This window comes from Francisella sp. AG1 (genome assembly GCF_057683165.1).
Map to the genome: position 1 here is coordinate 638904 of NZ_CM173135.1, position 14707 is coordinate 653610.

The following is a 14707-nucleotide window of genomic DNA, read 5'->3' on the forward strand; positions in this document are numbered from 1 at the left end:
TATAGTTAGTCAAAATTGTATTTCATACCACTATCTAAGATCATTATCAATATGTTATAGTTCTTATCTTGAGGTAGTCTTTCTATTAATTTCATGGCAGTAAAATAATTTGCACCGCTGCTATGGCCAGCATATATACCTTGCTCATTAGCTAAATTAAGACAGCCTTGAATGGCTTGTTTATCAGTAAATTGTGATATTTCATCGATATAAGATAAATCCATAGATTTACAAAATACTGGATTACCTGGACCCTCCACTTTATAGCTATAGATATTTTCTTTAATAGTTTTACCATGGTAAAAAATATCATAATATACAGAGCCTTTAGGATCAGGCATAATAACCTTAGAATTAGGGAAAATTTCTTTTATCTTCTTTGAACACCCTGTGACAGTTCCTCCAGATCCACCTACAGTTATAAAGTAATCTATATTAAGCAATTGAGTTAGAAAATAACTGACAATCTCTTGACCTGTGGTTTTATAGTGACACTCAGTATTTAGAATATTATCATATTGATTAATAAATATACCATTTAAATCAGTTGCTAATTGTTTAGCTTTATTTACATAAAATTCGGGATCTTGAAAGTCAGGCGTATTTTTACATATTGTAAGCTGAGCGCCATGATTTTCAATCATTGCTCTTTTTATATTACCTGTTTTCTCTGGACAGGTGATGTGAACTGGATGATTATATAATTTCCCAATTGCAGCTAAAGATGTCCCCATATTTCCAGAACTAGCTTCAATGATAGGTTGATTTGGTTGGATTTTTTTGCTTAAAATTAGCTTTTGAAGTATGTATTGTGCGACACGGTCTTTGATACTTCCTGTTGGATTTAACCATTCACATTTTGCGTAGATATTGTGTTTATTTTTGTTATTTTTAAGTTTAATTATGGGAGTTTTGCCTACTAATGATAACATGCTGGCCAGATATATATTCTTAATTAACATATTGTAGCAAAATGTTTGCTTGCTATCGATATTTTTATATTTATTACTTTATATGTTTTGGACTATAATGCCGAGCAAAATTAGATGAAGAAGTATGTTTTTTAGATTGATGCTTTGGTATCACACTCATAGAGTATGATTTTAATTTTCCTGGATGTGAATTTGCTGATGTTATAAGGCTAAAAAGTATAAAGAATGACAAAATTATTTTTATAGTAAATTGCATAGATTAGTTATTTTTTTGAGGTTAGTTCATCTGTCAGATCACCCACTAGTGAAGATGACATTATAGAGATGCTTTTAACAGGCTGTCCATTTTGAAGGTTAGCTTCACTTAAATCAACGAATACTCTATTACCTACTAAAACATCAGTTATATATAGTATTTTATTTTTCATAGAGATTACACTTTTCCATTGAGTTGGCCATTTATCTTGAAGTCCTTCTTTTGTAAAGTCTTCATCTTTATAGCCTTTTACAAATGGTACAGATACTGAATCTGCAGCAGCAAACATATAGTTTACAGCATCTTTAGCAGTAGAAGCTTCAGGCATATTTTCACTTATAAAACTGGCTCTCACGAACCTGTTTTCAGATTTAGCACCACCAGGTACATTATCTATATTGTAAGCATCAAGACTTTTTATTATATCAAGATTCTCATTTTGCTTTTCTAAGCTTGGCTCATTAGTCATAGCTTTGATATTCTTGTGTACTTTAAGTTCACCATTAACATATTCAATTATAGCACTATTACCTTGAGAATCTTCGATAGAATAATGAATAGGTAAAAAGCCTTCTTTACCATTAAGCTTAACTTTAGGTGTGTATATTTGGTAATTTTGGAGATTATTTAAAACTTCTTGAACTGTTCAATAATTACCCAATATGTATCTAATCCAAACTAAACCATTGATACCTTTAATATTGACATCTCTTTCAGGCTGTTGCATTTCTCCAAAATATAATAAATGTGCAGCTAAGCCTTTCTCATTAATTCCTTCTGCGGTAAGGTTATATAAATTGGTTTCATCTACAGAAACATAGCCATACTTATCTGTCCAATTAAGAGAATTCTTAGTAAGCCTTCCTTTTTCCTTTGTACCCCTTGGATAAATCGTTAAGCTTGGTTCTAAATCTATAAATAGATCCTTTGTTCTAGCAGAATATATTCCTAAATTGTTTCCAAAATCATGATTTAATTCAGAGCATGCAAAAGCAGGAATAACGATTGTTAATAGAATTGTGCCAAGTAAAAATTTTGATATTGTCTTTTTCATTTTAGTTTTCCCATGAATTGCTTTTTTAGTTTAAAGTTAGTAACTCGACTAACACAGGATAGTATATTTGTAGTAGTATTAATTTGTCCATAACAATTAATGCATAGCTATTATGCAAAAGGAGAGGTTATGAGTTATGATGATATTTTTCTCTTTATTAAGCTTATAAATATAGGAACGTTTACAGAGTTAGCTAAATTAATAAATGTGTCTCAGAGTACTGTGTCACGTAGAATTCAAAATTTAGAAGAATCAATGAACACTAAGCTTATAAAGAGAAATTCTAGAGGCTTAGTAGAGATGACAGCTGAAGGAAAGATTTTGTATAAAAGTTTTTGTGATATAGAAGTAAAAGCAAATGATACTCTTCAAAAGCTTTTAAATAGTTCTAAAGAAATTCAAGGCATATTAAAGGTAGGACTTCCAAAAATTTTCTTTGATAATGTTATTGCTGATAAATTAGATATATTCTATACAAGATATCCTAATGTAAAAATAATATTCAGCTATGCTGTTAAAGTTACGGATTTAGTTAAAGATGGTATAGATGTGGCAATCACTACAAAAAAACCAGAAGTGAATAATTGTACAATAAAAACTTTAGTAAAAGCAAAAAGTAAGCTATATGCGTCTAAGAAATATGTCCAAGAAAAAGGTGTTCCTAAAAGAGTAAAAGATTTAAAAAATCATAGGATAATGGGATTCGTTGACCATAATGAATGTCAAAATAATTTGATTGGAATCTCTGAAGAAAATGGTCTTAGAGAGGAGGTTGATATAGAGCCTAAGATATTTCTTAGTAATGCAATTTATGATATTAATTTAACAACAAAGTGTAATAGTATTATAAATACTTTGAACATATTTGTAAGTAATAAAGATAATGTGATACCTATTTTAGAAGAATACTATTTTGGCGAAACTAGTTTCTATCTAGTTAGAGATGTGGGTATACGTAATAATTTAGAACAGGAGTTTATTAAGTTTATAGACGTATGTTTGCAAAATTATAAATTATTTTAATTTATAATAAACTTTGTAAAAACTTATTCATGTATTTTATTAATATAATGTTATAATTATAGAAATATAAATAATTAAATTTAAGTTTATTATGAAAATATATACATATTGTTTGATGCTAATATTAATCCAGTCAGCTGCTTATGCTAATTATGTTAACTACAGTACATTAAATTCTCGTGAGAAAAGATCAGTACATACTTCAAGTAGTGTCCAAGCACTAGAGGATAGGGTTACTTCTGCAAGTGAAAAATATTACTAATCTTTATTTACCAATGCAAAAACTTGAGAAAATTTCTCCCAGTAAGTCATCAGAGCTAAATTCACCTGTGATTGAATTAAGATATTCTTGTACAATCAGTAGTTCTTCGGCAAGTAATTCACCATGACCAAGCTCAAGTTGATGTTTAGCTAGTTTGATGTGATCAAAGGCTTTATTAATAGCATCCACGTGTCTTTCACGTGCTGTATAGATGCTTTCATTCTGGTTTGTATATCCTACTTTTTTTAGAATATGAGATTTTAACTTATCAATACCTATATTATTTGCAGCTGATATATATATATGATTATCCTGATTTTCAGGAGCACCTTGAAGTAGGTCTATTTTGTTATGTACATATGTAATATCTATATTCTTAGGGATTTGGGCATAAAATTCTGGAATTATATCTTTTATATCACTAAATGTGACTTTGCTATTAATATAATCATCAGTTACAAAGAGAACTTGGTCAGCTTCTTGAATTTTTGTAATAGCTCTTTTTACACCTTCAGTTTCAATTATATCATCACTATTTCTTAATCCTGCGGTATCTATTATATGCATAGGTACGCCATTGATTTGAATATGTTCTTTAACAATGTCTCTAGTAGTGCCAGCAATAGATGTTACAATTGCAGATTCTTTGCCAGCTAGAGCATTTAAAAGACTAGATTTACCAGCATTAGGTTTACCAACTAGTATTAATGTAACGCCTTCTGCTAAAATAGCTCCTTGTTTACAGCTATTACGTACTTCTAAAATAGTATTATAAATTTGTGCCAGACTATTATGTATCTTCTGATCTTCTAAAAAGTTTATTTCTTCTTCTGGGAAATCTATAGATGCTTCAACATACATTCTTAGATAAATTAATTTTTCGAGAAGGTTATTTATTTCTTTTGAGAAGTCGCCTTGTAATGATTTAGTAGCAGATTTTGCTGCGATCTCAGATGAGGCGTTTATGATATCAGCCACAGCTTCAGCTTGAGCTAAATCAAGCTTATTATTCATAAAGGCTCTTTCTGTGAATTCACCAGCTTTTGCTATTCTAGCACCACAATCAATAGCAGCTTTTATAATTAAGTTTAGTATAAAAGGATTACCATGAGCCTGTATTTCAACAATATCTTCACCTGTATATGAGAATGGAGAATTAAAAAAGATAGTAATTCCATGATCTATAATCTCTTGGTTATTATAAATATTACAAAATGTAGCATGACGAGGTTTTAGTTCTTTTTTTGTGAGCTTTTGTGCAATATTTAGAGCATTTATTCCTGATAGTCGGACTATGCCTATACCACCATTGCCCTGTGGGGTAGCTATTGCAACGATTGTGTCTTTTGTGTACATATCTATTTTAGTTTTTGGTTAGGGTCAGAATTATTAAAATGATTATCGTTTTCTTGATCAATAATCCTTCCTTTTTTCTTGTTATTATATTGTTTAAAAAAATCAGGATTTTGCTTTATAATTTTTCTACGTAATAAAAAAGAAAAAATCATTAAAAAAATTATTAAAAATATAAATAAAGGAGCAAAAAGTATAAATGATATAATTGCTACAGCAATTAATCCTAACGAGGTTAAAATTTGTTTTGCATTGTTGTTCATCGCTTTTCTTTATGGTTTTTAACTTGTATACTTATAAAGTGCAAGTATATCATTTCGATGATTATTAAAACAGGGTAGTACCGTGTGTTAGACATTAAATCTGGAGGTTTATATGAATATTCAAATTACAGGTAGACACGTAGAAGTTACTGATTCAATTAAAAACTATGTTGATGAGAAGGTTGGTAAGGTAGGACATTATTTTGATAATATTACTTCTACAAAAGTTATTTTAGCTGTAGAAAAAGACCAGCAAGTAGCAGAAGCTATTGTCGCAGTTCCTGGTAGTGAGTTTGTAGCAAAAGCAGAAGATAAAGATTTGTATGCTGCTATAGATATGCTTGAAGATAAATTAGCTCGTCAAATTAAAAGACATAAAGACAAAATGAGATGCAACCATAGTGAATAATATATTTTCATTTTTAACCTATCTTATTGTTCTATGAATCTAAAAGCTCTAATTGATAAGAAAAATATTATTCTAAATCTAAATATTGAATCTAAAAAACGATTAATAGAATTTATAGCTAATAGATTAGCTGATGCTTACCCAAATGTTAGTGAGGATCTTGTACTTAGCAATATTTATAAAAGAGAAAGAATAGGTAATACATATATTGGTAAAAATATTTATATTCCTCATTGTAGGGTAGAAAATCTTAATACAACCAAAATAGTCATAGTAACGCTTAAGAATAGTTATTACGATGATTCTATTAATGATGATATAAAAATAGCTGTAGGTATATTTTTTCCAGAAAATATATCTGAAATTCATATGGAATTATTAAAACAACTAGCTATATTCCTAAAAAGTGACGATATACAAAAATGTTTTCAGCAAGTAAAAACTGCGGATGATTTATATAAACTAATTATTAATACAAAATAATGAATAAAATTTTTAAAAATATTAGAATTGTGCTTGTAGAGCCTTCTCATAGTGGCAATGTTGGCTCGACGGCAAGAGCTATACTAAATATGGGTTTAACAAATTTGTGGCTTGTAAATCCAAAAAAACAAATTAATGATGAAGCAATAGCCTTGTCATGTCACGCTACAGAGGTTGTAAAAAATGCTCAAATAGTGGATTCATTGGAAGAGGCTTTAGATGGTATTGATTATGTTGTTGGAACAAGTGCAAGAGTTAGGCGAGTATCTTTACCAATTGAGTCAATTACAAAGGTTGCTACAAAAATTTTGAGTAAGATTGAAAAATATGATGAAAAAATAGCAATCCTTTTTGGCCGTGAAAGAACTGGATTATTAAATGAAGAATTGTTAATGAGTAATGTACACGCTTATATACCATCAAATGAAGGTTATACTTCTTTAAATTTAGCACAAGCAGTACAGCTAGTTGCATATGAGATATATAAACAAGCTACTGAATCTTCAGATTCATTAAAAGAGGTCCCCGAATATAATCATTTGCATAAAAAGGCATCTGTAAAAGAGCAACAAGGGCTATATAAACACTTTGAAGATAGTATGATAAAAACTGGGTTTTTAGATAAAGATAAACCAGGCTATGTTATAGATAAAATAAGAAGACTTTTCCAACGGAGCGAGTTAGAGACTCAAGAAATAAATATTTTAAGAGGATTTTTAACATCATTGGATAATCAAGGGAAATAATATGATTATATTGGGTATAGATGAAGCTGGAAGGGGTCCTTTATCTGGACCAGTAGTTGCCGCAGGTGTGATTTTAAATCAAAAAACGAAAATTGATGGATTAACTGATTCAAAAAAAATAAGTGATAAAAAACGTCAAGCTCTTTATTTAGAAATTATTTCTAAAGCAGAAAAATACTCAATAGTAGAAGTTTCGCCACAAGAAATTGATAGATTAAATATTTTACAAGCTACTTTAAAGGCGATGAAGCAAGTTGCAAATAATTTAAAAAATCAGTTTGATAGAGTTTTAGTAGATGGAAATAAGCTACCAATTTGGGAGTATGCTTCCGAAGCCATAGTGAAAGGAGATTCCAAAGTTATAGAAATATCCGCAGCTTCTATATTAGCTAAAGTTTATCGAGACAAGATATGTCTAAAGCACGATGAATTATATCCTCAGTATGGTTTTGCTAAACATAAAGGCTACCCTACAAAAGAGCATCTTAAGAATATAAAAGAATATGGCATATTGGATATCCATAGAAAAAGTTATAAGCCAATAAAATTATTGCTTTAGAGGATACATTATTGGTGGATACTTCAGAAAAATATTACACAGCAAGAAAAAGCTTAGGAATATTTGCTTTAACCGCCACTTTAGTCATGACAGAGCTAAATATTTCGACACTTATAGGTTTCTCAAGCCTAGGGTATATTTATGGTAGCTCAGCAATTTCTTTAGGTATGGTATTTCTCATTGGTTTATTGTTTTATACTTTTGTGGTTGCAAAAAAATGGAAAAGATTTGATGCTATAACAGTTTCAGAGTTTTTTTCTCAAAGATATAATCCTATATTTGGTTTTTTTGTGGCAATCTGTCTATTAGTCGCAATGCTTGGTTTTGGAGCTAATTTTATTCATTCAGTTGCTATTTGTTTTCAACAGCTTTTCCCTGAGTATAACCATTGGCTAATTAGTGGTATAGCTTGTTTGATTATGCTTTTATTTACCATTAGAGATGGTCTTTTATCAATAGTGAGAATAGATAGATTAAGTTTTATATTCTCATTATTGTTTTGTATATATTTAGCATACCTTGCATTAAATATGGATGTTTCTTCCTTCTCTAAATCTCAAGAGCCAGGTATAAAGGTATCTTTGCCAATCTCTTTTTCAATTTCTTTGGCTATCTTAACCGCTTTTACTTATATTTTATAGTTAATCTGATAATATTGTGCTAAAGACGTGAGTAATAGCATCAGATAAATTATCAAAAGAATTATTTACTTTTCTTAAAATTCTTTTAAAATTGGCCCAAATTTTTTCTATAGGATTTAAATCAGGAGAATAAGCAGGAAGGTATAGTATCTGTATATCCAGTATACTCTAGCGGTGCTATAATCTTCTTTTCTAAATAGTTATAACCAGCAACTATACTTTTTCTCTGAGTTTGATAAGCAATAACTTCACCATAGCTAGGTTTACCAACAAGAGACCATCCTCTTAGTACAGACTGTTTATTATCCATACCCATTTCATCTAAATATACAAGTTTGTTAGGTTCAATAGTCTCAACAACCTCTATAAAACTTTGCCTATCTTGTTCTTTTCTTTGCTTATATTTAGGTGTCTTTTTTTAAAACTAAAACCAAGTCTGGTAAGACAATCATAAAATGTGCTTCTAGGTATTTCAGGAGCTAATGCTTCTCTAATATCTAAAGCCATTGCATCTGGATATGTTCTTAAGTAGCTTTCTATCGCTTCCTTATCTGTAAAGGTTGCTACTCTACCGCAACCCAAGCCTTGCTTAGATTTATAATCACCAGTTGTCTCGTATAAGTTTATCCAAGATCTAGTAGTACGGATATCTATATTAAAAAAATTACTTAGCTCTTTGTCTGTTAGGCCTTCTTTATATTTAGTTATTACGATATCTCTGAAATCTTGGCTATATGATGACATTTTTTCTAAATATTATAACATTATTGTCAAATAACTATCGGATTAACTATATCTCCCTGGTATGGGCAGAAAATATTTGCTGCAAAATCAGCAAAGGTTGCATTTTATTCAGTTCTGCTGACATCTATAATAGTAAGCTTATTTTATCTTGTGGCCGTTTTTGCTACAGCAAAATATAGTAGTTTTGTTTCTGGTATCTCTCCAGATAGAGCTCTGATAATTATGATTTCACAGCTATTTGCCAAGCCAGCAATACTCTTATTTTATATAGTATTATTTTTAATAGCATTAACAACTATAGCTGCACTGTGGAATACTATGGCTTCGATATGTTTTGTGCATTTTCAAAAAAATAAAACTAAGAAAAATAGTGTGATCACGGTTTGTGGTATAGCAATACTGAGTTATTTTATTGCAAATGAATTCATAGATCAAATTCTTGATAAAATGTTATTATTTAATATTCCTATTGCTGCTTTAGCTTATTATATGGGTTTTATGGCAAGAGACTTAATTTGGTAGGAGCTATTTGTAGTGTCATAATTGGGATCATAAGTTCATTTGTTTGTTATTTGCTCTTAGATCAAGAGAGTTTTGTTTTTTATTGGGCAACCGTATGTATTCCGGTAAGTTTCATAGTGGGATATTTACCAGTTTTTTTTCTCACAGATAGAAAAACTTATTAATATGTGGTTTATTTATCACTAGTAATAAAGAGTTATTATAGAGGTAATGGAAATTAATTTTATATATCAGGCTAGAAATCATTTTAAAATTCCATGTTCCAAGATGTGAATTATCAGACTGCTATTTGTTTGTGATAGCAAAGATATTTGGACTATAGCAATTATTTGATTTTGGTTTTTTATGAATGGATTCAAACATAAGTATTTCTATGGTGTAGTAATTCTATGGGCAATTAGATGGTATTTAAAATATGGAATTAGTTATAGGAATTGTTTGCAGAGTCCACAGTTTTTTCGGTTTTTAATATAAATTAGTTATTTGCAAATAAGGTATGTTTGCGAGTACATAGTGTGCTACGAAGGCAAAATACTGAACTGGATGGAAGATGAGAATAGGTCTCTCGAAGTCGATATAATAGCTATTGCTTCAAACAGTTTAGGCTCGGCTCACATCATTATGTGAATTCTAATTAGATTTCATAGACAATCCATTTTCAATAATACCATTTAAGTAGGCTATAGCTGCTGCTTCTTTATCATTACGAGCTTTATAGTCATTATTTATAGCAGCCTTGGCTAAGTCTTTTACTGGTTTATTTAATTTTTCAATTCAATATTTGCAAATTTTATAGATTTTATTTCATTAAAATAAAAAGTTATAAGTGTAAATAAAGGTATAAAAAGTAAGTAGTTAAAACCTTTTCTATCAAAATAAAGTTGTATAATAATTGCTATTATAATAATAAACAATACTATTAATTCTCTAGTTTTTATTCTTTGAAATATATTTTTACTCATAATGATATCCTGTGATTAATTTAAATATTCAAATATAGTTAATCCGATAGTTATTTGACAATAATGTTATAATATTTAGAAAAAATGTCATCATATAGCCAAGATTTCAGAGATATCGTAATAACTAAATATAAAGAAGGCCTAACAGACAAAGAGCTAAGTAATTTTTTTAATATAGATATCCGTACTACTAGATCTTGGATAAACTTATACGAGACAACTGGTGATTATAAATCTAAGCAAGGCTTGGGTTGCGGTAGAGTAGCAACCTTTACAGATAAGGAAGCGATAGAAAGCTACTTAAGAACATATCCAGATGCAATGGCTTTAGATATTAGAGAAGCATTAGCTCCTGAAATACCTAGAAGCACATTTTATGATTGTCTTAACAGACTTGGTTTTAGTTTTAAAAAAAGACACCTAAATATAAGCAAAGAAAAGAACAAGATAGGCAAAGTTTTATAGAGGTTGTTGAGACTATTGAACCTAACAAACTTGTATATTTAGATGAAATGGGTATGGATAATAAACAGTCTGTACTAAGAGGATGGTCTCTTGTTGGTAAACCTAGCTATGGTGAAGTTATTGCTTATCAAACTCAGAGAAAAAGTATAGTTGCTGGTTATAACTATTTAGAAAAGAAGATTATAGCACCGCTAGAGTATACTGGATATACAGATACTCAAATTTTTAATCAGTGGTTTGAAGAGCATTTATGTCCTGAGTTAATTCCAAAGACTACTGTTGTTATGGATAATGCTAGTTTTCATAAATCTCCTAAATTGGCTAAAATAGCAGAGAAGTTTGATATACAGATACTATACCTTCCTACTTATTCTCCTGATTTAAATCCTATAGAAAAAATTTGGGCCAATTTTAAAAGAATTTTAAGAAAAGTAAATAATTCTTTTGATAATTTATCTGATGCTATTACTCACGTCTTTAGCACAATATTATCAGATTAACTATAGTTGCAACAGAGCCAATAATATTGTTTTGAATTTTTTCAAAACACCATAATCTAGGTGTGGATGGGTATTAGAAATAAGTAGCTACTAAAATCAAAAATTAAGTAAGCTACTATGAAGAGTTAAAATCTATGCTTATATTATTTTAATGTAAAGCTTGATAAGTAATATTAGTTAGGAGTAAGTATACAAATTAATCTAAGGTGATGACATTATCAATGTTTGATTCACCATCTTTTTTAGGATTGGCTGTTTCGTCATCTTCACCTTCATCAATATTAATACCATAACCAAATTCGCGAGCATACATTCCCTGTTCCGTTTCTTTGGAAAAAACTTCTAAAACTGCTTCTATAGGGAGATTAACAGACATTGCTTCACCATCAAAAGAAGCTTCGAAAGTTATATGTTTATCATCTATATTTAAGTTTTGAATGGCTTGAGGAGACAGGTCTAGTAATATTTTCTTATCTTCATCAATATAATTTTTAGGTACTACGACATTGTCATATTCAGTATCTACTAATACGTATGGTGTAAAAGTATGATCAACCAACCAGTCATATGTTGCCTTAACTATATAGGCTCTAAGCATCGCCATATTAAGCTCCTTCTCCTTTGATAGCTTTAATGAAATTTGACTCACTAAACAAATCTTTAATTTCCTTAACAATATTTTTATCTTTTGTAGGAATTGAGATCTTTAGCTTAATAAAGTAGTAAAAAACAAAAGTAATTATTAAAGTCAGAACATTAATATTTTGAGCATCAGGATTGCTTTCAGCATTAACTTCTCTTTCATTAACTATTGTTTTGTACGTGTTTATTATGTCTTTTTGCATAATTAGCTTAATATCATCAGCTTCCTTTTCATCTAGTTTATTTTCCTGAAGCTTAAATAAATTCTGCAGAAAAGTTTTATTAACATATTCTAATAAAATTCTAGCATTAGCTCTCTGTTTTGGAAATACCGGAAACATAGGAGGAAAAGGGTATAGATCTTCGATAGCTTCTATAACTACATTAAGCCTATATACAGCAAATTCATCCGTACTTAGAGTTGGGATATTGCCATTTGGTGTGATGATATTTAGCTCTTCAAGGTATTTGGAATTTTCTTCTTCGGAAACATCTATAAGCTGTGCATTAGCACCTTTGATAAGAAGGATTGTTCTTACGATATCACTATAGATATCATCTTTTTTTATGTATAAAACCAAAGTTTTATCCTCCTAATAATGGAATAAAAGCATAATAGAAATGGTTAATATAAATGATATATTAACGTTTAGAGAATTGTCTTTTTCTACGTGCTTTTCTAAGGCCTGGCTTCTTACGCTCAACTTTACGAGAATCACGAGTTACGAATCCTGCTTCACGAAGGGCTGGCTTAAGATCTTCATCATATTCGATAAGAGCTCTAGTTATACCAAGACGAATAGCTCCAGCTTGACCAGTAGTACCACCACCTTTGACAGTTACTTTGAAATCAAAGTTATCAGTGTTGCTAGTTAGTTCTAGAGGTTGTTTAACAACCATGCAATCTGTCTCACGACATAAATACTGTTCTAATGGAAGTCCATTAACAATAAATTGACCATTACCTTTTTTCATAAATACACGAGCCACAGAGCTTTTACGACGACCTGTACCATAATTATATTCTGACATTTTTTACCATCCTTTATTAAATATTTTGAGCTTGAGGTTGTTGAGCTGTATGTGGGTGAGTTTCACCAGCATAAACTTTTAACTTTTTGAACATTGCACGACCTAGTGGAGTTCTTGGAAGCATGCCTTTAACAGCTTTTTCAATAGCTCTTTCTGGATGAGTTGCAATCAGTTTCTCAAAAGATACTGATTTGATACCACCAATATAGCCAGTGTGATGATGATAGATTTTAGCTTTTTTCTTGTTACCTGTTACAGTAACTTTTTCAGCATTTACTATCACGACATAATCACCAGTATCCATATGAGGAGTATATTCTGGTTTGTTTTTACCTCTTAGGATCATTGCTACTTCAGTAGCTAGACGACCTAAAGTTTTATCTGTAGCATCAATCAAAAGCCATTCTCTTTTGATATTTGATGGTTTTGCAGTAAACGTTTTCATCTTTTTTCCTTTATATTATTGTTGTCAATTACTCAGTTTTAGCAAAAAATTCTATTAGACAAGAGTGTTTAAAACTTGTTGTTAGTTTGAAATTTTAAGCAGTGTATATGATACATTTTATAGAGATAATAATCAAATTGTTTTTTCAAACAAAGGCCAATCCTAGTTAGTGATTATGATTGTTTTAATTACCTTAGCACTATTTTTTAATAGATTTGTTCTGGGCTTGAGCTTACTTATTTAAATAATTGTTGAGGAGTTTATTTGCTTGGTTATTAGACCTTCTAATACAATTTTCAATAGCAAGTCTATCAAAGAAGTTGCCAGTTAGGTATAGATTAGGAACTTTAGCTAACTCTATGCTGAGATCATTTAAAAAAAGCTTATGGTTACGGTGATATTTTGGTAAATAGTTATGCTTAATCTGAGTGTATAGAATATCTTGTTCTGATATTTCTAATAATTTAATTATTTTTTTTATTAAAATGGTTTGAGAATATTCTTTATGGCAGTGAAATACTATTGCTCGTAGTCTTGTGTGTTCAATAACATCTCTGCTAACTGCTGAATAGAAAAATTGTTCTTTACCTATTAAGCCTGCTAGGTTTTTGATATGTTTTAAAGATTCTTTTGTAACAACAATCCCTAGACTTATTAATTTGGAGAGTTTCGGTCGGAAGTTGTGTTTTGCGATGACTGGAGCTACATCTTTTAAAAGAGCCTCTGTGATATGCCATGGAGTAGCTAAGCAGAGGTTATCACATGAGTAGCTTTGATTTTTTGTTTGTATGATCCAGCTATTATTATCTCTTAATATTCGAGAAACTGATTCTTTTATAATGTTTTGATTATGATTTTTTAAAAGTTTTGATAAGCCATTCCTTAGAGTGAAGCTTCTGGGAAAAGCTGTATTGCGCTGATATTTTTTAAATAAATATTCCATAGGAAAATCTTTACTATCTTGTGAAAGGACTGCATTGAAGCAATATTTTAAAGTTTTGAGATAGTTAGCTTTCCCAAACACTTTTGAGGCATATTCTTCTACAGTTTTATTTTCTTTTGAAGTTTTTTTGTTTTTTAAATATTTTAGAGCTAAACTAAATAGGTTTAGATTTATAAATATGCTTTGGATTTTATTGTTTGGTTGCACAAATAAAAAAGGTGCTTTTTTTCTTGACAATATTTCCTTTTCTAGGGAATTATTACTAATATATTCTATGGTTTCTGAGTATGAGTTATAGATGGTGTGAGCTCCCATTTCAAACCAAAAATCTTTATATTTAATAGAGTCAATACAACCACCAACCTTATTTGCTTCAAAAATACAGTTTTCTATTCCAGAATCAGAAAGTTTTTTTGCAAAACTTATTCCAGATATACCGGCGCCTATAGTTATAGTGTTAAAATGTTTCAT

General features: G+C 29.9%; 16 protein-coding genes and 4 pseudogenes. 9 read left to right on the forward strand and 11 right to left on the reverse strand.

The genetic code is table 11. The annotated features are described in order from the left end of the window. Nucleotides 1-5: 5 nt before the first annotated feature. Together ACR0PV_RS03175 and ACR0PV_RS03180 are read right to left on the reverse strand one after the other, a co-directional pair. The gene (locus ACR0PV_RS03175; RefSeq protein ID WP_488173550.1) at nt 6-932 is read right to left on the reverse strand and encodes a PLP-dependent cysteine synthase family protein; all 927 of its coding nucleotides are present in this window, start codon (nt 930-932) and stop codon (nt 6-8) included. Nucleotides 933-1195: 263 nt separating this feature from the next. Next, nucleotides 1196-2242 (reverse strand): annotated as a pseudogene (locus tag ACR0PV_RS03180) (linear amide C-N hydrolase). Between the two features lie 129 nt (nt 2243-2371). On the opposite strand from ACR0PV_RS03180, the gene ACR0PV_RS03185 reads away from it, so the two are divergent. Together ACR0PV_RS03185 and ACR0PV_RS03190 are read left to right on the forward strand one after the other, a co-directional pair. After that, a complete protein-coding gene (locus ACR0PV_RS03185) occupies nt 2372-3265 on the forward strand; it encodes a LysR family transcriptional regulator (RefSeq protein ID WP_488173551.1) in 894 nt (297 codons plus the stop codon). A 115-nt stretch (nt 3266-3380) separates the two neighbouring features. Next, the gene (locus ACR0PV_RS03190) at nt 3381-3527 is read left to right on the forward strand and encodes a hypothetical protein (protein WP_488173552.1); all 147 of its coding nucleotides are present in this window, start codon (nt 3381-3383) and stop codon (nt 3525-3527) included. A gap of 3 nt (nt 3528-3530) precedes the next feature. Here ACR0PV_RS03190 and mnmE read toward each other — a convergent pair whose 3' ends face one another. Both mnmE and ACR0PV_RS03200 read right to left on the reverse strand, forming a co-directional pair. Next, nucleotides 3531-4883, reverse strand: a complete 1353-nt coding sequence (gene mnmE, locus ACR0PV_RS03195) for a tRNA uridine-5-carboxymethylaminomethyl(34) synthesis GTPase MnmE (RefSeq protein WP_488173553.1) — start codon at nt 4881-4883, stop codon at nt 3531-3533. A 2-nt stretch (nt 4884-4885) separates the two neighbouring features. After that, nucleotides 4886-5143, reverse strand: a complete 258-nt coding sequence (locus ACR0PV_RS03200; protein ID WP_488173554.1) for a hypothetical protein — start codon at nt 5141-5143, stop codon at nt 4886-4888. A 112-nt stretch (nt 5144-5255) separates the two neighbouring features. Between ACR0PV_RS03200 and hpf the strand changes: the two genes are divergently transcribed. The 5 genes and pseudogenes from hpf to ACR0PV_RS03225 all read left to right on the forward strand — a co-directional run. Then, nucleotides 5256-5552: a ribosome hibernation-promoting factor, HPF/YfiA family gene (hpf, locus tag ACR0PV_RS03205; protein WP_488173555.1), complete on the forward strand. Its 297-nt coding sequence runs from the start codon at nt 5256-5258 to the stop codon at nt 5550-5552. A 33-nt stretch (nt 5553-5585) separates the two neighbouring features. After that, a complete protein-coding gene (locus tag ACR0PV_RS03210) occupies nt 5586-6035 on the forward strand; it encodes a PTS sugar transporter subunit IIA (RefSeq protein ID WP_488173556.1) in 450 nt (149 codons plus the stop codon). Further along, nucleotides 6035-6781 carry an RNA methyltransferase gene (locus ACR0PV_RS03215; RefSeq protein WP_488173557.1) on the forward strand — a complete coding sequence of 249 codons (747 nt, stop codon included), beginning with the start codon at nt 6035-6037 and terminating at the stop codon, nt 6779-6781. The genes ACR0PV_RS03210 and ACR0PV_RS03215 overlap by 1 nt, the downstream gene beginning before the upstream one ends. Nucleotide 6782: 1 nt before the next feature. Beyond that, nucleotides 6783-7340, forward strand: a complete 558-nt coding sequence (rnhB, locus tag ACR0PV_RS03220) for a ribonuclease HII (RefSeq protein ID WP_488173558.1) — start codon at nt 6783-6785, stop codon at nt 7338-7340. Nucleotides 7341-7354: 14 nt separating this feature from the next. Then, a pseudogene (locus tag ACR0PV_RS03225) lies at nt 7355-7978 on the forward strand (sodium:solute symporter family transporter); the annotation flags it as partial. 3 nt (nt 7979-7981) lie between these two features. Here ACR0PV_RS03225 and ACR0PV_RS03230 read toward each other — a convergent pair. Continuing rightward, a pseudogene (locus tag ACR0PV_RS03230) lies at nt 7982-8725 on the reverse strand (transposase). 48 nt (nt 8726-8773) lie between these two features. Between ACR0PV_RS03230 and ACR0PV_RS03235 the strand changes: the two are divergent. After that, a pseudogene (locus ACR0PV_RS03235) lies at nt 8774-9411 on the forward strand (SLC5/6 family protein); the annotation flags it as partial. 597 nt (nt 9412-10008) lie between these two features. On the opposite strand, the gene ACR0PV_RS03240 reads toward ACR0PV_RS03235, so the two are convergent. Further along, entirely contained in the window at nt 10009-10209 is a 201-nt protein-coding gene (locus ACR0PV_RS03240; RefSeq protein ID WP_488173559.1) for a hypothetical protein, read from the reverse strand. Between the two features lie 84 nt (nt 10210-10293). Here ACR0PV_RS03240 and ACR0PV_RS03245 point away from each other — a divergent pair. Next, a protein-coding gene (locus tag ACR0PV_RS03245; RefSeq protein ID WP_488173560.1) for an IS630 family transposase occupies nt 10294-11174 on the forward strand; the annotation gives its coding sequence in 2 pieces (ribosomal slippage) (nt 10294-10618 and nt 10618-11174; 882 coding nt in all). A 196-nt stretch (nt 11175-11370) separates the two neighbouring features. On the opposite strand, the gene mglB is transcribed toward ACR0PV_RS03245, so the two are convergent. The 5 genes from mglB to ACR0PV_RS03270 all read right to left on the reverse strand — a co-directional run bounded on the left by mglB (nt 11371) and on the right by ACR0PV_RS03270 (nt 14707). After that, nucleotides 11371-11778 (reverse strand): transcriptional regulator MglB, encoded by a 408-nt coding sequence (gene mglB / locus ACR0PV_RS03250; protein WP_488173561.1) that lies wholly within the window; start codon nt 11776-11778, stop codon nt 11371-11373. A gap of 1 nt (nt 11779) precedes the next feature. After that, the gene (gene mglA / locus ACR0PV_RS03255) at nt 11780-12397 is read right to left on the reverse strand and encodes a transcriptional regulator MglA (RefSeq protein WP_488173562.1); all 618 of its coding nucleotides are present in this window, start codon (nt 12395-12397) and stop codon (nt 11780-11782) included. Nucleotides 12398-12458: 61 nt separating this feature from the next. Further along, nucleotides 12459-12848, reverse strand: a complete 390-nt coding sequence (gene rpsI / locus ACR0PV_RS03260; protein WP_488173563.1) for a 30S ribosomal protein S9 — start codon at nt 12846-12848, stop codon at nt 12459-12461. Nucleotides 12849-12864: 16 nt separating this feature from the next. Beyond that, complete coding sequence (gene rplM / locus ACR0PV_RS03265) at nt 12865-13293, reverse strand: 50S ribosomal protein L13 (RefSeq protein ID WP_488173564.1); 429 nt, start codon at nt 13291-13293, stop codon at nt 12865-12867. Between the two features lie 232 nt (nt 13294-13525). Further along, the gene (locus ACR0PV_RS03270; protein WP_488173565.1) at nt 13526-14707 is read right to left on the reverse strand and encodes an NAD(P)-binding protein; all 1182 of its coding nucleotides are present in this window, start codon (nt 14705-14707) and stop codon (nt 13526-13528) included.